The 18466-nt window shown below is 45.3% G+C and carries 17 protein-coding genes; 6 read left to right on the top strand and 11 right to left on the bottom strand.

All coding sequences use genetic code 11. The features are described 5' to 3' along the window. Positions 1-2: 2 nt before the first annotated feature. Entirely contained in the window at positions 3-1130 is a 1128-nt protein-coding gene (locus NFI81_RS13130; protein WP_234614854.1) for a Gfo/Idh/MocA family protein, read from the bottom strand. A gap of 244 nt (positions 1131-1374) precedes the next feature. Between NFI81_RS13130 and NFI81_RS13125 the strand changes: the two genes are divergently transcribed. Next, positions 1375-2610 (top strand): MFS transporter, encoded by a 1236-nt coding sequence (locus NFI81_RS13125; protein ID WP_234611992.1) that lies wholly within the window; start codon positions 1375-1377, stop codon positions 2608-2610. 70 nt (positions 2611-2680) lie between these two features. Here the strand turns inward: NFI81_RS13125 and NFI81_RS13120 are convergent, their stop codons facing one another. Both NFI81_RS13120 and NFI81_RS13115 read right to left on the bottom strand, forming a co-directional pair. Further along, entirely contained in the window at positions 2681-5089 is a 2409-nt protein-coding gene (locus tag NFI81_RS13120) for an endonuclease MutS2 (protein WP_234611993.1), read from the bottom strand. Positions 5090-5134: 45 nt separating this feature from the next. Next, entirely contained in the window at positions 5135-5665 is a 531-nt protein-coding gene (locus NFI81_RS13115) for a DUF7935 family protein (RefSeq protein ID WP_234611994.1), read from the bottom strand. 133 nt (positions 5666-5798) lie between these two features. On the opposite strand from NFI81_RS13115, the gene NFI81_RS13110 reads away from it, so the two are divergent. Further along, complete coding sequence (locus tag NFI81_RS13110; protein WP_234611995.1) at positions 5799-6095, top strand: HesB/IscA family protein; 297 nt, start codon at positions 5799-5801, stop codon at positions 6093-6095. Positions 6096-6108: 13 nt separating this feature from the next. Here the strand turns inward: NFI81_RS13110 and NFI81_RS13105 are convergent, their stop codons facing one another. Beyond that, entirely contained in the window at positions 6109-6681 is a 573-nt protein-coding gene (locus NFI81_RS13105) for an NUMOD4 domain-containing protein (protein ID WP_234611996.1), read from the bottom strand. Positions 6682-6829: 148 nt separating this feature from the next. Here NFI81_RS13105 and NFI81_RS13100 point away from each other — a divergent pair, with 148 nt between their 5' ends. Next, positions 6830-7189: a CoA-binding protein gene (locus NFI81_RS13100; RefSeq protein ID WP_234611997.1), complete on the top strand. Its 360-nt coding sequence runs from the start codon at positions 6830-6832 to the stop codon at positions 7187-7189. A gap of 6 nt (positions 7190-7195) precedes the next feature. Here NFI81_RS13100 and NFI81_RS13095 read toward each other — a convergent pair whose 3' ends face one another. The 5 genes from NFI81_RS13095 to NFI81_RS13075 form a co-directional block, all read right to left on the bottom strand. Next, the gene (locus NFI81_RS13095; RefSeq protein WP_234611998.1) at positions 7196-8197 is read right to left on the bottom strand and encodes a 3-oxoacyl-ACP synthase III family protein; all 1002 of its coding nucleotides are present in this window, start codon (positions 8195-8197) and stop codon (positions 7196-7198) included. A 52-nt stretch (positions 8198-8249) separates the two neighbouring features. Further along, positions 8250-8969, bottom strand: a complete 720-nt coding sequence (gene pssA / locus NFI81_RS13090) for a CDP-diacylglycerol--serine O-phosphatidyltransferase (protein WP_234611999.1) — start codon at positions 8967-8969, stop codon at positions 8250-8252. 1 nt (position 8970) lies between these two features. Continuing rightward, positions 8971-9609 (bottom strand): MBL fold metallo-hydrolase, encoded by a 639-nt coding sequence (locus NFI81_RS13085; protein ID WP_234612000.1) that lies wholly within the window; start codon positions 9607-9609, stop codon positions 8971-8973. A gap of 141 nt (positions 9610-9750) precedes the next feature. Continuing rightward, positions 9751-10455 carry a hypothetical protein gene (locus NFI81_RS13080; protein ID WP_234612001.1) on the bottom strand — a complete coding sequence of 235 codons (705 nt, stop codon included), beginning with the start codon at positions 10453-10455 and terminating at the stop codon, positions 9751-9753. A gap of 99 nt (positions 10456-10554) precedes the next feature. Beyond that, complete coding sequence (locus NFI81_RS13075; RefSeq protein WP_234612002.1) at positions 10555-11259, bottom strand: SAM-dependent methyltransferase; 705 nt, start codon at positions 11257-11259, stop codon at positions 10555-10557. A gap of 143 nt (positions 11260-11402) precedes the next feature. On the opposite strand from NFI81_RS13075, the gene NFI81_RS13070 reads away from it, so the two are divergent. Next, positions 11403-11771, top strand: coding sequence for a hypothetical protein (locus NFI81_RS13070; protein WP_234612003.1), 369 nt, complete (start codon positions 11403-11405; stop codon positions 11769-11771). Here NFI81_RS13070 and NFI81_RS13065 read toward each other — a convergent pair. After that, positions 11764-12540 carry an alpha/beta fold hydrolase gene (locus NFI81_RS13065; RefSeq protein ID WP_234612004.1) on the bottom strand — a complete coding sequence of 259 codons (777 nt, stop codon included), beginning with the start codon at positions 12538-12540 and terminating at the stop codon, positions 11764-11766. The genes NFI81_RS13070 and NFI81_RS13065 overlap by 8 nt on opposite strands. A 359-nt stretch (positions 12541-12899) precedes the next feature. On the opposite strand from NFI81_RS13065, the gene NFI81_RS13060 reads away from it, so the two are divergent. Further along, entirely contained in the window at positions 12900-16256 is a 3357-nt protein-coding gene (locus NFI81_RS13060; RefSeq protein ID WP_234612005.1) for a TonB-dependent receptor, read from the top strand. 82 nt (positions 16257-16338) lie between these two features. On the opposite strand, the gene NFI81_RS13055 is transcribed toward NFI81_RS13060, so the two are convergent. After that, entirely contained in the window at positions 16339-17250 is a 912-nt protein-coding gene (locus tag NFI81_RS13055; RefSeq protein ID WP_234612006.1) for a patatin-like phospholipase family protein, read from the bottom strand. A 177-nt stretch (positions 17251-17427) separates the two neighbouring features. Here NFI81_RS13055 and NFI81_RS13050 point away from each other — a divergent pair, with 177 nt between their 5' ends. Next, positions 17428-18402 carry a polyprenyl synthetase family protein gene (locus tag NFI81_RS13050; RefSeq protein WP_234612007.1) on the top strand — a complete coding sequence of 325 codons (975 nt, stop codon included), beginning with the start codon at positions 17428-17430 and terminating at the stop codon, positions 18400-18402. Positions 18403-18466: the final 64 nt, after the last annotated feature.

The following is an 18466-nucleotide window of genomic DNA, read 5'->3' as shown; positions in this document are numbered from 1 at the left end:
GATCAGAAATTAGTCCATTTGGTATCCGAAGCATTTGATGCAATGACGGCGTCAATGAACTTCATACCCCTAAGGCCATCCTGTGCAGACGGAAAATCGTAAACCGGATCGACATTGCGGCCTTCCCAGCGTGCTCTCAAATGGAATGCGAAATTGCGGTAAAGATTTGCAAAGGCTTCAAAGTAACCTTCCGGGTGGCCTGCGGGAATGCGGGTATGCACTTGCGCGGCCTTGGACAAATTGCCAACACCTGTGCGGATAATGCGTGCGCCCTGGTTGGTTTTGTGGATTAATGTATTGGGATCCAGCTGTTTCCATTGCAAGCCGCCAGTTTCGCCATATACACGAATGTTTAAATCATTCTCCTCGCCATTTGCGATCTGGCTGTTCTGCAGGATTCCCTTGGCACCATTGTCGAAACGCAAAAGAATGTTGGCATCATCATCCAGTAAGCGGCCTTCCACGAAAATGGTCAGATCGGCGCAAACCTGTGTGATTCTCAGCCCTGTAATGTACTCGGCCAGGTTTTCAGCGTGGGTTCCAATGTCACCTAAGCCGCCAGCAGCGCCGGAGCGTTTCGGATCTGTTCTCCATGCAGCTTGCTTATTACCAGTCACTTCCACCAATGTTGCCAGCCATCCTTGTGGATACTCAACGATCACTTTCCTGATTTTACCAATAGCACCCGATGCGATCATATGCTTCGCCTCCTTAACCATCGGGTAACCTGTATAATTGTGGGTAAGACAGAAAATCAGGCCTGTTTTCTCAACCAGTGCTGTAATTTCCTCTGCTTCCTCCGTGTTTAATGTGATAGGCTTGTCGCAAACGACGTGAAATCCGTTTTCAAGCGCCAGCTTTGTAGGCGCTTTGTGCATGTGATTGGGCGTTACAATGGCCACAAAATCCATGCGTTCTCCTTCGGGAAGTTGTTTCTCTTTGAGGATCATCTCCTCGAAATCGTTATAAAGTCTGTCCTCCGGCAAATACAACGCCCTGCCGGTTTCTTTTGATTTGGAAGGATCTGAACTAAAAACACCGCAAACCAGCTCAATTTCTCCATCCATAATAGCAGCACGGCGATGGACTCCGCCTATAAAGGCATCAAGCGATCCGCCCACCATACCCATCCTAATCTTTCTTGACATTCCAGTTGGTTTAAAGTTTTGAAAAGGTTTTTACAATATTAAAGAGTAGTATAGATGACTCTTACTTCTTACAAATATAATTTTAACACATAAAAAACACTGCCCAGGCATAATTAAAACCAGTAGAAAAAGCGTTTATTTGTTTTTTCTGTGAAATTCTTTCATAAAAACATTAGTCGTCAGGCTCGTAATTATCTTATTTTAAATAACAAACCCTTTTAGTCTCATGACTCAAACAATCAATAGCGACAGGCTTTTTAATGCCAGTTGTTTTGCGCTCATCACAACCGCTTTTTCTTTCAGTATCCGGGCGGGGATCCTTCCACAGTTGGGTGTTGAATTCAATCTAACGGCGGAACAACTCGGCTTTATTAATTTAATGTTCTTCCTTGGATTTCCGTTGTCTATGATCATTGGAGGGCTTGTTTACCATTCTGTGGGACCAAAAATCATCATGCAAGTTGCTTTGGTCTGCCACATTATCGGTATTCTGATGACAATTTATGCAGGCGGTTATACAGGACTTCTTATTTCTACATTCTTCATCGGAATTGGAAACGGATGTACGGAGGCTGCTTGTAACCCCATGATCGCAGACACTTATTCAGGGTTGAAAATGAATAAAATGCTGAACCGCTTCCATATGTGGTTCCCCGGCGGAATTGTTGTCGGCAGTTTGATTTCCAAGTTTATGACCGATGCTAACCTGGGATGGCAGGCGCAAATTTGGGTGATTATGATTCCAACGGTGATTTACGCGTTCTTATTCTGGGGCCAGGCGTTTCCTAAGCCACATGTAGCAGGTGTAACTTCAATAGGCGAGAACCTGAAAGCGATGGCTTCGCCTTTGTTCATATTTATCTTCCTTTGCATGATGCTAACTGCTATTTCGGAGTTCGGGCCGCAGCAGTGGACAGGGTTGATCATGAGTAAAAGCGGTGCAAGTCCAATGCTTATCCTTGCGCTTGTAACGGGTTTAATGGCTTTGATTCGCTTCTTCGCCGCACCAATCGTGAAAGTGCTTGGCGCAACGGGAATTCTTTGGGGATCGTCCATATTGGCCGCAATTGGTATTTATTTGTTCAGTACAGTAACTGGCGGAGCGGCATACGCAGCTGCGGTGATCTTTGCCATGGGCGTTGGGCTTTTCTGGCCTACAATGATTGGATTTATTGCCCAGAATGTGCCTCTAAGCGGTGCTTTGGGAATGTCCATCGTAGGTGGCGTAGGCATGTTTTCGACTGCAATCTGGCAGCCGGTTATCGGTAGATGGCTGGATGATGCCAAAGCTGAAAAAATAGCAGCAGGGTTAACAGGCGATGAAATGGAACTGGCAGCCGGTCAGGCAACGCTCAGCACCATGATCATTTTCCCAGCGATCCTGATTGTAGCATTCGGTATTTTATACTTCTGGATGAAGGGCCGCCCTGCTACGACGACCGCAGCAGCTGGTGCACATTGATTTTTTAATGTAATAAAATGCGGGAGGGTGCCATCGGCACCCTCTTTTTTGTTGCTATGATGTTAATAGCTTATTTCAATTTCACAATGGTCACGCCCGCCCCGCCACGATCCGGATGCTCGTCCTGCATGCCGGAAACCTGCGAGTAACCTCTTAAATGGTTCCTGACCAAAGTCCTGAGGATTCCGTCGCCTTTACCGTGCACAATGCGCAGCTCATCGTAGCCAAGCATAATAGCGTTGTCCATAAACTGATCCACAAGGCCCAATGCTTCTTCGCCGCGTTTGCCACGCATATCCAGGTTGAAACTGAAATTTAGCATCCGCTCGTTCAAGTCTACACCTTTTGCGCTGGTTTTCAGCTTTTTCTCGCCCGTCGCTGCCCTGTATGTTTTGTTCGAAACTTTTTCGAGCCTGTTGAGTTTAATAGTGGATTTCAAATCCCCAATCCGCACTTCGGCATCTTTCCCTCTTAATCCAATCACCTCGCCAATAGCAGTTTGCCCAGCGATGCGAACGTAACTTCCTGGGACTATGTCACCACTTTCGGGTTCGAAAATTTCTTCTGCCGGCGCGGTTTCGACAACCTGTTCCAGTTCGAGATTTTTCTTGCCAAATTTTTCCAGCTCAACCCGTACAGTCTTGGTTTTCTCTTTCTCCGCTTTATTTTCTTTGATCTCGCGGATCGTATTTTCGATCAGTTGATTAGCGTCAGAAATGAGCGTTTTGGCTTTCTGCTTGGCCTCGTTAACGATCTTTTTCTCATTGTTTTCAAGGTTTTCTTTCAGTGAAGTGTAATCTGCCAGTTGCTTGGCCAGCTTGCGCTCTTTAATGCCGACTTCAATGTTCTTTTCAGCAAAAACCCTTCTTTCGATGTCCAATTCCTTCAAAAGCTTCTCAAAATTCACCTGCTGCGTTCCCAGCTTTTCCTTTGCCCGATCAACCACAGCATTGGGCAAACCAATTTTTGAGGCGATTTCGAATGCAAAAGAGCTTCCCGGTCGGCCGATTTCGAGTTGATACAGCGGTTCCAAATGTTCGCCGTCAAAACGCATGGCGCCATTCACAAGCCCTTCGGTCTTATCCGCAAGCACTTTCAGGTTGGTATAATGTGTATTAATAACGCCATAAGCGCCCGATTTGGTCAGGTTTTCAAGGATTGCTTCTGCAATGGCGCCGCCTAGGCCGGGTTCCGTTCCTGTTCCAAATTCATCGATCAGGAACAATGTGCGCCGGTTTGCCATGGCCAGGAAATGGCGCATGTTTGTCAAATGCGAGCTGTATGTACTAAGGTCATTTTCTAGGGATTGCTCGTCGCCAATATCAATGAAAATATTTTGGAAAAAACCCATGGTAGAACCTTCCGCAACAGGAACCAGCAAGCCGCATTGGAACATATACTGGATCAGCCCGACAGTTTTGAGCGAAACCGATTTTCCACCTGCATTAGGTCCCGAAACAATTAAAATCCGACGCTTTTCTTCCAGCTCAATGTTCAGCGGAACCACTTTTTTTCCTTGTTTTTGAAAGGAGAGATGCAACAGCGGATGACGTGCGTCGCGCCAGTTAATGAACTGCTTATTGAGAAATGGCGGATTAATCGCCCCCATTTCAGCGGCCAGTTTTGCTTTCGCTCTCAGGAAATCCATTAATCCCAGAAATCCATATGCTTTTTGCAAATCAGGCACGAATGGCCGAAGCTGAGCGGTCAGTTCAAGCAGGATGCGGTTAATCTCGCGGCGCTCCTCGTATTCCAATTCACGGATTTCGTTGTTGGATTCGAAAACGTCCGTTGGTTCAATAAAAACAGTCTGTCCCGTGGCGGATTCATCATGAATAAACCCTCTCAGCTTGCGCTTGTGCTCCGCCGCAACGGGGATGACCATGCGGCCATTCCGAACAGTAAGCGAAACATCATCGGCGATCCAGCCGCTACTTCTGGCCGATTTCAGGATGGTATCCAGCTTTTTGCGAATGCCTGCCTGTTCCGATATCAGCCTTTTCCTGATGCGTGATAATTCAGAAGAAGCCGAATCTCTGATCTGTCCGCGGTCGTCAATAATGCGGTCGATGGCGTCGGTAATGGCCTTATCAACGCGGATTGTTTTGGCATACTCACCCAAAATAGGATACGCTTCCGGCTCTTCGTTCTCGAAAAAGCGAAGGCAAAGCCGAATGGTTAGTAACGAAACTTTGATATCTGAAAACTCAGCTTGCGTTAGTAACATTCCTTCAATGGCGGCGCGTTTCAGATAGGAAGTGGCGTCAATGTAGTTCTGGGAAGGAAAATTTTCACCGATCTGCATGATCTTCTGCATTTCGGCGGTTTGGCTTACAAGCTTTTCAACAAGCCCGAAGTTTTCGGAGAACTTAATTTTTTCAACGAAATTTTGTCCAAGCGGACTTATGCAGGCCTCTTTGAGCCGCTCTCGTAACTTGTCAAAACCTAATTTCTGTTCTAATGTATTGGGATAAAGCATTTTTATGGCCAGGCTTCGGGCGATGCCGTCAGCTCTTTTTTCTTTTTAAAACAATGTCCTAATCTCTTCTTTCAGCACTTTTAATGCATGCGAAGCGGGCTGGACTTCTTTTTCTATTACGTGGGAAAATATTTTCTTGGCAAGATCCGCGGGAGGCGCATCAGCGGGAATTTCCGTAGATGCCTGGTTAATGACCGCAACGGTTTCATTCATGGCGTTGGTTACCTGTTCCCACGCATTAGCACTGATATACAATTGCTGAGCAACATTATGGTTATACTCCTCGCGGATCTCATGCAACAATATTTGTTGCAATTCCAGTGCGCTCATTGCAGAGGGCACCAGCCTTAACAACAAATTATTGGGCGTGATGCGTTCTAGGAAGAGGCACATGCGCTCGTAAGCCTGTAATCTTAAAGGAAGGGTAATGTCGGTATGTTTGCCGCGGATCTCCCATCTTTGCTTATCGGATAATTTGGCTGCTACGGTCGTGATCGTTGCATAAATGCCGTATATAATGGCTATTCCAAGAACAAAAATGACAAGCAGTGAGTAATATTCCATCGTTTTTAGCATGCTGATTTTATCAATAAACCGCAAAATTAATGGAATAACTGCATTAAGCAGAGAATTATTTGAAATAGCGAATGGATTAACAGCCTTTCGTGTTCATGGTTATACTTAACACCACCTTGCATTATATTTCAAAATGGAAAGTCCCGTTCAGCTCACGGAAAAGGCCAAATCAGAAATTAAGACAACATTAGCCGCCAACAAAATTCCGGATACTTACGGATTAAGGGTGGGACTCAAAGGCGGTGCATGCAGCGGTTCGTTCATGCTCGGTTTCGACATTGCAACAGAGCATGACCAGACTTATATGGTGGACGATATCAAGATTTTTGTGGACAGGCGACACCTCATGTACGTAATCGGTTTATCGGTCGACTACGAAGAGGGCGCGAACGGCACAGGTTATACGGTTTCCGCTGAGGAAAAAAAGTGATTTAGTATTTCCTTTAATCTTCAATGGTTACATGTTTCCAATTTTCTCCTGAACGTATCCTGTTAAGCTGTGTATGTGTAATTCCAAATTGCTTTGCGATCATTTTCAAGCGGTTGTTATCGTTTTTCAATAACTTCTTGATGATCCTTACCTTGCTCTCCGTCAGCTTGTAATTTTTGGTCCTTCTCGGGATCACACGGTTGATGAACGCCGGGTTTTCACGGTTATGATCAATCATTTCAGCCTTCGTTACCCATTTCAGATTTTCAAAATAATTATTCTGTTTTTCAAAATCCGAATGGATCACAAACACGTGATCGTCGCTTGGTTTATCAACAAAATGCTCAGCCACGAGTTTATGCACATATCTGTTTATGGTTTTGCCGCCAGCTACGCGAATGTTTAATGACCTGTAACCTTGTATCACCGAACCTTTTATCACTGCACCTTCCTTTGGATTATTCTGAAAGCTCTTCAACCTGCCATAATTAGAAACTTCGTAATGAGGAGCATTCTCAATTTCGCTGAATATAATTTTAGCCCACTTTTCGTTCCAGAAACTCCGACTCACATTTGACTCATTCATTTTGATTCAAGATAATATAGTTTTTTAAAGCTTTTCAACACACCATCGACTCCTGTTTTTTATCTGGGAAACGATTTTCTACTCTTTCACTGTTTATGCTAATGTGCAAGGAAGCTGATTCCTTTTTTGTCTTACCAAACCCAATAATATGAAGCGCACGCTAATCCTGGGGGCAACCCCAAATCCTTCCAGATACGCTTATCTGGCTGCACAAAAACTCAGAACCTACGGACATCCGATATTGCTCCTTGGCCGGAGAAAGGGAACTGCATTAGGGGAAGAAATTCATTTGGACAAACAAGACTGGAAGGATGTGGATACAGTAACATTATACATTAATCCAAGCCATCAGCCCGAGTACTATGATTATATTATTTCTTTAAACCCTAAACGCGTCATCTTTAACCCTGGTACAGAAAATCCTGAATTTAAAAGCATCTTAGTTGATAAAAATATCATACCAATAGAGGGATGTACACTTGTAATGCTTTCAATAGGACAGTATTAGTTCATTTTACCACCTGATCAGCGCAGAAGCCCAGGTAAACCCGCTTCCGAATGCTGCCAGACAAACCAGGTTGCCGTCCTGCAATCTGCCTTGTTCCCAGGCTTCGGCCATGGCAATCGGGATCGAAGCCGCAGTAGTATTGCCAAAACGTTGAATGTTGTTAACGACTTGTGCCTCATCGAGTCCTAATTGCTGGCGGACATAGTCACTGATGCGGATATTTGCCTGATGTGGAACCAGTAAATCCAGGTCGCTTTGCTGGAAACCGTTGGCTTCCAGAGCTTCATTAATAACCTCCCCGAAACGGACTATAGCGTGTTTGAAGACGGCATTTCCATTCATATGCACGTTGAAACCGCCTTCATCCAGCATCTCTTTTGTTGCTGCCCGGCCGGGCCTGCTGCTACCTGGTTCTTTTACAAAAAGATCCTCTGCAAAACGTCCGTCTGCGTGAAGGTGTGTAGATAATATACAATGTTGGGGATCTTCAGTGGCGGTAAGAACCGCTGCTCCTGCACCGTCTCCAAAGATTACAGCCGTATTTCTGCCCGCAGTGGACTTGTCGATCCAGGACGACTGGATCTCGCTGCCGATAACCAGCGCTGTCTTGTACATGCCGGACTTAATGAATTGGTCTGCAATGGAAAGCGCATATACAAACCCTGAACATTGCTGGCGAATGTCGATTACGGGCTTTCCATCCATGCCCAGCTCACGCTGCATTAAAAACGCGGATCCGGGAAAGAAATAATCGGGAGTAATGGTGGCATATATAATAACATCGATATCATTAGGCTCCAAACCTGCGCGTTCCAAAGCTTGCCGGGATGCTGCGGCAGCCATGCTGTAATTGGTATCTTTCCCGTGCTCGAAATAGCGGCGTTCCCGAATTCCGGTCCTTTCCTGAATCCATTCATCCGATGTCTCCATCCATTTGGTCAGGTCATTATTCGTGATAACGTTATCAGGAACATAATATCCAAGACCAGTAATTCTAGAGAAAGCCATATTTTTTTACAGAAAATTTACGTGAAATACAGGGGCAAAGTTGCAATAAAAACTAAATGTTACCAATCGATCTATTCTTTTTAGTAACGTTATCCACAACGGAAAGAATGACATAAAGAATGATAATGGCAGGAACGGCGAGGATTTTGAGCGTCAGGATCAAAACGACTGTAAGTGCGATCAACAGAAATCGGAATTCGTTCCCTTTCCATCCGAAATGTTTGAATTTCAATGCAATGAGCGGCATTTCCATCACAAGCATGAAAGACATTACCACCGAAAGTATCAGCAGATTGGTCGTGTTGACAATAATTTCTTTCCAAAATGGATCCTCGGTCAGAATGATAATAGGCAAGGACGCGACCAGCATTGCGTTGGCGGGTGTGGGCACGCCAATAAACGAATCGGATTGACGCGGATCATTATTGAATTTCGCCAGCCTGATCGCAGAGAAAATGGCGATTATAAAGGCAGGGTATGCCTTCCAGATGCCGAACAGGTCTGGAATGCTTTGCATGAGCAGCTGGTAAACGATAATGGAAGGCAGCAAGCCGAATGTTACCATGTCAGCCAGTGAATCAAGATCCTTTCCGATGGCTGAACTCACTTTCAGTAATCTGGCCAGGAAGCCGTCAAAAAAGTCAAAAACAAGTGCTACGCCAATCAGAATACAGGAAATGACGAGATTGTTATGAAACGCTTCTACAACTCCTATGCATCCGCACAGAAGATTTCCACAGGTAAGGGCGTTGGGAAGGTTGCGGCGGATCATATTATCTGAAAAAAGGATTGTTTTTCTTTTCGAAACCGATCGTAGTGGCTTGCATATGTCCGGCGTAAACTTTGTAATCGTCCGGCAATGTAAACATTTGGGTACGAATGCTTTTTAATAATGTTTCATGATTTCCCCCCGGCAGATCGGAGCGGCCTATGCTCATATAAAACAGCACATCACCGCCGATCACGAAATGATCGGCATGGCTCACAAACGCGACGTGACCCGGCGCGTGACCGGGGACAAAAATGATTTCCAGCTCTGAGTTTCCAAACTTTACGATTTCTCCTTCTTTCAGGTAACGATCAATTTCGGGCTCATCAAACTGGTAAAAACCGTAATTAGACGAATAGGTTTTTACTGCTTTTAAATAAGGCTCATCGATTTGGTGCAGCGCGAACGGAATGTTATACTTCCGCTTTAACGCCGCAACGCCCAGAACGTGGTCAATGTGTGCATGCGTGTTGATAATTTCGACGGGTTTCAGGCCTTTGGCTTCAATAAAATCATACAATTCCTGGTACTCATCTTTCTCTACACAGCCCGGATCAATAATGACCGCTTCACCCGTTTCGTCATAAAGCACATAAGTATTTTCCTGAAACGGGTTAAATGTAAATGTCTGGACTGTGATCATTCTAAGTTCGAAAAAGCGGTTAAGATGCGGCGAAGTTACAAAACCATCGTGAAAGAAGCCGTTAGGGAGCCAAAAACAAAAGCGCCACCGCATTTCAAATGCGATGGCGCCCAGGACTGCGTTATGTTCAAAAGCAAAACCTCATTGAGCCGTAAGAAAGACCTTAATGCGGTCGTAATACAATATTGTAAGTCCTTCAAACCCGGAATCGGTGCCGACAAAAAGCCATATTTCGCCAGCTTCGTTCGGTTTGACGGCAATCGTTTTACTGCCTGAATTCTTTTGAGCCAGCTTGTAAACTGTCTTGTCGTCGCCGTTGGAAACGTTTCCTAAGATAATCGCGTCTGCACCCTCCTGAGATTGCGCACCTTTGTCCAGGTTAAACTCATACATTTTGTCTTTAATCTGCCGGGTCGGCTGCACACTGGATGCGCCGGCTTTGAGATATACCGAGCTTCCCGGTGAGCCACCGATCCCCACGCTGTTTTCAGGATAATTTGTTCCCAAAGTCACCTCGAATGTTACATTGTAGATCTTGTTAGGATCAAAGCCCGTCACCTTCTTTTTGAGATACATAAACATATCGTCGGCCCGGTTATGACTTTGCATTCTGTATGCATACTTGCTCGTATCCAATCCGAACGGCAAACGTGTCCGTGATGCACTCATTTCAAATGTAGTGGAATCGGTTTCGGTCGAGTATTCCGAGAATTGTGCGACCCAGCCATCCGCTGCCGTCTCAAAAGCCGAATCTGAAATAAATACCGGATTCAGCGAGTCATCATCATTGCAGGCTGACATCAATCCAGTCAGTGACAAGGCCGAAAATAAAATCCATTTTTTCATGGCGAAGTAAAGTTTTTGTAGTTGAGTTATTGACTTCAATGACCATTAAGATCAGTTCACCCCGCACATGGTTGGAAAGATCGTATAATTTTTTGTTCCTTACCCAATCAGAAAAATTGCAGGCTTCTTGTGCAGATCGGGTTTGTTTGCCTTCCAGTTTTTCACAGACATTGTTTTAATGAACTCATCCTCAGCAGTCACATTAGCAGCAATACACAGCATTGTATCCGTTGCACAAGTTTCAAGGATCGCATCTAAAAACGAATCATTGCGAAAGGGAGTTTCCATGAAAATCTGCGTCTGACCGCTTTGCCGGGCGTCCCGTTCCAGCTGTTGTAAGGCTTTTTTTCTTTCGGACTTATCAATGGGCAAATAGCCGTGGAAAGCAAAGGACTGCCCGCTTAACCCGGACGACATTAAGGCCAGCAAAATGGACGACGGCCCCACCAGCGGCACGACCTGGATATTCAGTCTGTGCGCAATCCCAACGGCCACGGCACCAGGATCCGCAACGCCGGGACATCCTGCTTCCGAGAGCACACCGGCATCCTCGGTAAGCCTCCGCATATGCTCCACTGTGACGTGCTCAGGCGTATCCTTATGCAATTCAATGAAGGTAAGCTCATCGATCACCTTACCTAGTTTCAAACTGCTGATGAAGCGCCTGGAAGTCCGGACATTCTCCACAAAAAAGACATTCAAATTTTGGATCGTGCTAAGGATCTGGGGGCTTAGCACTTGCTGCTGAGTACCATCTGCAAGAACCGTAGGAATAAGGTAAAGCTTTGTATGGGGCTGATTCATAAGTTAATGTGAAATTTAAATTTTCTTCCAACCTTATTCATACGATTTGTATCATATATGAAAGAACAAAGTTAAAAACAATGAAACGGTTACTATACATACCCTTCTGTATCATGCTCATGTTGTCGTGCAAAAAAGACTCCATGGATACTTTAAGCGCCGCCGACTTTTTATCTATTCAGGGCAAATGGTATTTGTCGGCAACTGAAAAAAACGCGATCAATGGCACGAAAAACGTGTGGGAACCCATTGAACCCAGCAAAGCCGACACATTGGTCTTTCGATCCGATGGCGTAATCCTGGATCCGGACGGAAAGCCTGCCTGCTGCGCTCCCGGAATACTCATCATTAATGGTGTGGTCATGGATGTAAAGCCTCAGATAGCCCTTCCGGCAAACCCGTTATGCGCGCTTGTCAATTGCGGGAACTGCCCGAGTTGGGAAATTCAACTGTCTGGCAGTGAAATGATCGTGAAGCCCTGCAACAATCCAAGGCTTAAATTTGTCAGGTAGTCTCATCCAGGAATTTTAAAAGCGCCGCAACAAAGGCTTTCGGTTGCTCCGCCTGCACCCAGTGCCCGGCATCCGCAATGGTTTCGAGTCGCGCATTCGGGAATATTTTTAGTATCCCTTCCCAGTCTTCATCAACAATGTATTTGGAGTTCCCGCCTTTGATAAACAGGGTGGGAGCTTCAATTTTTTGTTTTGACACAATTTCCGCGCCTACTTTGCTCATGTCCGAGGTCAGGACGGGCAGGTTGAAACGCCAGCCGAAGCCGCCTTCTTCTTTTCGATACAGGTTTTTCAGCAGAAATTGGCGCACTGCTAAAATGGGTTCGTATTCGCTGAGGGCTTCATCCGCCTCATTTCTGCTTTCTATTTCATTGATAGGAATCGCATTCAGTCCTTCCAGAATCCTTTTATGATGAATCGGATAGGCTTTTGGGCCGATATCCACAACCACGAGCTCCTTAATGCTTTCGGGATAAGTCACTGCATATTCCATCACCGTCTTTCCGCCCATCGAATGTCCGATGAGGATAGGATCCGTAATTTGATGTTCGTCCAAAAAACCTTTTAGATCGGCTGCCAATGTCGGGAAATCAAGCGGGCCTTCCTGCGGAGAACGTCCGTGGTGACGCTGGTCTACAAGGAAAACTTTGAAGCCACGTTCGGAAATGTTTTTGCCGATAGTAAGCCAGTTGTCGAGGAAGCCAAAAACGCCGTGAAGAATGATCAGCGGCCTTCCGCTATCTCCAATTTGTTTATAATTGAGTTGCATGAAAATGCTGGTTAAATGGTTTTTGCCTGAGTAGAAATAATACTAACTACTTTATTTCAATCCCAAAAGCATGAATTGCAAAAGTCGCTAAAAAAACCTGTCGGGACATCAAAAATTGCTTTAAAAGCGCAGGGACGCATCCTTACTATTCTTAACAATTTGTTAATGCAAAAAATATTGAAGTATTGTTACAGATTTATGCATTATTCCAACAAATCAGGCAGTTACGTTTATTAGTATTGCATTTTAGTAGGATTTACAATTTTGTTATTAAAATAAAAAAGAATTTATTTTACGGTAAATGTAGCTCATCGCTCTCGGTGAAGCTTCCCATATAACAAACCAAATCAACCAAATTTATGAACGGGAAAAGTTTACTTTTCAGGGCAGCGAGCCTAGCGCTGGTTGTCTTCCTATTATCCCTGTTTAGTCCCGATGTCCGGGCGCAGGTAACTTCATCAGCAATTACGGGTCGTGTAGCGGACAGCAAAGGAGATGTGCTGCCGGGAGCGACCGTAGTAGCCATTCACGTTCCATCCGGAAGCAAGTATGGTTCTGTTACAAATGATCAGGGACTTTACACGATCCCTGCAGTTCGCGTTGGCGGCCCTTATACGGTGACCGTTTCATTCGTTGGTTTCAGCGATAAATCGCAAGACAACATCTTTGCAAACCTGGGAACAGCCGCGAATGTAAACTTTGATTTACAGGACGGTTCTACGGAGTTAAGTGAAGTTATTGTAACGGGAGCCGGAAGCGATATTTTTAGTTCGGACCGCACGGGAGCTGCTACAACCTTCAATAAAGGCTTGCTAACCAGCCTGCCAACATTGGGAAGAACACTGAACGACATTACCAAATACAATGCATACGGCAACGGACGCTCTTTTGGAGGCCAGGACAGCCGTTACAATAACTTCACCATTGACGGTTCTGTTTTTAACAATGGTTTCGGGTTGGGTAACGAAGCTGCGGCAGGTGGCCGGACAGGTTCTTCCGCGATCTCGCTGGATGCGATTGAAGAGGTTCAGATCAACATTGCTCCTTATGACATTCGCCAGTCAGGGTTTGCAGGCGCGGGCATTAACGCGGTAACCCGCTCCGGTACAAACGAATTCTCAGGTTCTGTATTCCATTTTTTCAAGAACAAAAGCCTGGCAGGTGAAAAAGCGAACGGTAGTAAAATTAATATTACCGAGTTCAACGAAAAGACAACAGGGTTCCGTTTGGGCGGGCCGATCATTAAAAACAAGCTTTTCTTCTTTGTTAACGGAGAGTTCGTGAAACGTTCGAGCCCGGCACTGGATTTTGTACTGAACCGTGGCCAGACGGGCGACAATGGCAATGTGTCCCGCACAACTGCCGCCGATATGGAAGATCTGGGCAATTTTATGAGAGAGAAATTTGACTACAACATTGGCGCAATTGACGGGTTCAATAACGAAAACACGAGTAAAAAATTTCTTGCACGTATTGACTACAACATCAGCGACGCACATAAACTGACATTGCGTTACTCGCACCACGATTCGGATTCTGATGTGTTGATCAGCCAGAGCAACAGCAGCAACACAGCAGGCTTTGGTAACCGCACCAACTCATTATCGGCGATCTCTCCTGAAAATACAGGATACATTATCCAGGATAACACACGCTCGTTTGTAGCGGAACTAAACTCCAACTTCGGCGGCAAATTCGCAAACAACCTGATCGGAACATTCAACAAGCAGATCGAAGACAGGAAATACAAAGCGCCTATTTTCCCGACGGTGGAAATTCAGAAAGACGGATCAACTTACACGACCATTGGTTCCGATCCATTTACGCCTAACAACCGTCTGGATTACTCGACACTGAATATCACCGATAACCTTACGTATTTCGCTGGAAAGCACACATTAACAGCCGGTGCATCTTACGAGTATTTCAAATCGAACAACCTGTTCTTTCCGACTTCAAACGGGGTTTACGTGTTCAAATCGATCCAGGATTTCAAAAATGCAGCCAATGCGTATCTCGCTAATCCTAATTTGACAGTGGCTCCGGACACATTGGTTCGTTTCAACTATCGTTACTCATTGCTTCCGGGCCAGGCACCACCTTGGCAGGAGTTTAAGACACAGACAATCAGTCTTTATGTGCAGGACGAATATCAGGTTGCGCCAAACTTCAAGGTTACGGCCGGTCTTCGCGGAGATTATATCACCATTCCGAACACATCGAAACAATATTACAATGCGGACGTAGCAGCATTAACATTCAAAGACAACGAAAATAAGGATTATAAAGTAAACACAGGAAATGTTCCAAAAGCACGTGTTTACCTTTCACCTCGTTTGGGTTTCAACTGGGATGTTAACGGAAACAGAACTACACAGGTTCGCGGAGGAACAGGTTTGTTCCTGTCAAGAATTCCTTATGTATTGATTTCAAATCAGTTGGGTAACAATGGTGTGAACTCTGCTACACTTGGATTTAGCAACACAGTGGACTATCCATTTACATTGGACCCTTCAAGATACAATCCGAAAGACACTAAAAAGCTGACTGGCTATCAGGTGAATGCTTCTGATGAGAATCTTAAATTCCCACAGGTTTGGAAAAGCAACATTGGTATCGATCAGCAACTGGGCTGGGGTGTAATTGCAACCGTAGAAGGTATTTTTAATAAAAACTACAACGCACTCCGTTACATCGATGTGAACCTGAAACCTGCATCCGCAGAATTCGCTGGCAGCGACAACCGTGACCGTTTCCCTGCATCCGGGCTCGCCGGACAAGCTGCAACAGCGGCGCGTTTGATTAACGGAGACGTTTCCAATGTTTATGTTTTAACCAACACAAATAAAGGATATTCGTACTCTATCACCGGTAAACTGGAAAAAGCGACAACACGCGGCTTTGGCGGAATGGTGGGTTATACTTATGGACAGGCAAAAGATGTTGCATCTGTTTCCAGTACAGTTGAAGGTAACGTTCCAGGGATCAATGGTCTGAATAATCTGGATCTTGCGTGGTCTGGTAACGATCTGCGTCACCGTTTTGTAGGTTATGTTTCTTACAGAAAAGAATATGGCGGCAAAATTGGCGGTGCAACGATGATCACATTGGGAGGCGTTTCCAACAGCGGATCGAAGCTTTCTTACATCAGCTCGACGGACATGAATGGTGACGGTCAGAATAATGATTTGCTGTATGTGCCGAATAGCGCGTCCGAAGTCAATTTTGTCACTTCAACTACGACCGTGAATGGCAAAACTTATACATTCTCACCAGAGGAGCAGGCAGCGGCTTTCCAGAGCTACATTGACAGCCATCCTTATTTGTCGAAGAAAAAAGGGCAATACACAGAGCGTAATGGCGGAGCTTATCCCTGGTTGACGCGTTTTGACCTAACAGTTGAGCAGGATTTTTATGTAAAAGTGGGAGCGAAGGACAAGAAGAACATTATCCGTCTTCGTGCCGACGTTTTCAATATCGGAAACATGATCAACAACAAATGGGGCGTAGGAAATCAGGTTACTGTTTCTTCAAACTCAACACAGTCTAACCCGCTCAACTTTGCAAGTGTTTCCGCTGATGGCGTTCCGTCATACAGAATGGGAACGCAAGTAATTGCTGGTGAGACAGTTTTGGTTCGCGATGCTTTTGTGAAAGGTCGTACGATCAATGATGTTTGGCAGGCACAAATTGGTATCCGCTACATTTTTAACTAATGATCGGTAATCCATTCACCAAATAGCAAAAATGCCTGTTCCGGTTTGGGACAGGCATTTTTGTTGAATATAAGTCTGAATTTTACTTCTGTTCTTTTTCGGCCTTCGCCATGATCGACTCAACTCCTGCGCGATAACCTTCTATGATCAGGCGGGAAATATCATCCGAATTGAAATGTTGTAGATCCAGAAAAAGCGGTGCAACCGGACGCACAACCGTTAGTTTCAGTGGCTTACCCCTCAAATTGGAACGGTCCACGAAAGATTCAGCCCAGGAAATATTGCTGTTCACGATCTGATTGACGGTAATGTCTCTTACACGCTCAATTAATGTGATCAGGTTGCGTGAATTCATGTCTTCCGGTTGATATAGCAGTGGCGAATGGCACGCTATAAGCACAATCTCCGTTGCGCCGTCTTCAATGGCTTGCCGGATTGGCGCCACCTCGCGTAAACCGCCATCCAGGTAAAGCTGCTGCTCGATTTCAACCGCAGGCATCAGCATAGGAATGGAGGAACTTGCATACACGTAACTCAAAAAATGCGCATGATCCGGTGAAGCATATTTAATTTCCCCGCTGCCAATGTTCACCGCGCCTACTTTAAGCTTAACCGGATTATTATGAATAAACGCGTCGTTCACGTGCTTGCGTATGAGTGAATGCAGGGGCAAAGGGTCAACAATCCCGTCGAAACGGCTCATTAATGTGTTCATACCCAGCATGACCCGGGAGCGGAGCATGGAAATGTCCTGCGGCTGCGTAATGTTCTTGATCCAGAATTCCAGCAGTTTTCTTCCGGCAACAGGCCATTGGATTTGCTTCTTTTCGTGCAGCTGTTTGCCCGCTTCATTCACCAGAAATGTCGCGTTTAATGCACCAACAGAAATGCCATAGATCATTTCAGGTTCAAAACCATTTTCCAGCACAGCCTGTATCACACCGACCTGAAATGCCCCTTTCATTGATCCTCCTCCCAACACCAGTGCTTTCATGTGATATCTTATTTTTTCAATTCTAAACATTTTCAAAATAAAATTGGTATAAACAGAAGATTTTATTCCAAATTTGAAGATTAGAGTTCAGAAGCAGGAAAACCAAAAAAATATACTTTCGCTTCTGTTCAGCGCCTTTTTTATCAGGAGGGACTGTTGAAGCCCTCGTCCATTAATATGACCCTTTCAATAAAGGAAATTCAGGTTCCGGTTGCAGATGAAATGAAGGCTTTTGAGCACAAGTTTCGTCAGTTTATGAAGAGTGATGTAATGCTGCTGGACCAGATCATGAATTACATCGTCCGCCGCAAAGGCAAGCAGCTCCGACCCATGTTTGTGTTTCTTTCAGCCGGTGTCTGCGGCCAGATCTCCGAATCGACTTACCGGGGCGGTGCATTGATCGAACTGCTCCATACGGCCACGCTCGTTCACGATGATGTTGTGGACGATTCCAATTACCGCCGCGGGTTTTTCTCTGTCAATGCATTGTGGAAGAATAAAATAGCCGTGCTTGTGGGCGATTATCTGCTTTCGCGCGGATTGCTTTTATCCGTCGATCATGGAGAATTTGATATCCTCAAAATCGTTTCCACAGCGGTGAGGGAACTCAGTGAAGGCGAGTTGCTGCAAATTGAAAAGGCACGCAGGCTGGACATTAACGAGGAAGTTTACTATCAGATCATTAAACAAAAAACAGCCTCGCTCATCGCGTCCTGCTGCGCGGTAGGCGCCAGTTCTGTGGGTGCAACGACGGACATTGTGAAGCGTATGCATGCTTTTGGAGAAAAAGTGGGAATGGCGTTTCAAATCAAAGACGATCTTTTTGATTACGGCGAGGATGAGATCGGGAAACCGCTGGGCATCGACATTAAGGAGAAGAAAATGACGCTCCCGCTCATTTACGCGCTGAATAAGGCAACCTGGCTGGAGAAGAGAAAGATCATTAACATTATCCGCAACGAAAGCCACAAACCCAAGAAAGTAAGCGAAGTAATCGCGTTCGTTAAAGACTCCGGCGGCCTTGGTTATGCGCAGCAGGTTATGCAACGCTATGTGGAGGAAGCCCGGGCACTATTGCACGAATTTGCAGACTCCCCACACCGGCATTCACTCGAACAGCTCGTTCAATATACAATTGAAAGAAGTAAGTAGTTGATTAATAATAAATTAGCTATTTGCTTGAAGGTTGAAAAGGAAAATATGTAAGTAACTATAA

Source organism: Dyadobacter fanqingshengii (assembly GCF_023822005.2).
Lineage (GTDB): Bacteria > Bacteroidota > Bacteroidia > Cytophagales > Spirosomataceae > Dyadobacter > Dyadobacter fanqingshengii.
The sequence above is the reverse complement of the archived record's forward strand: the minus strand, read 5'-3'. Positions and strand labels throughout refer to the sequence as shown.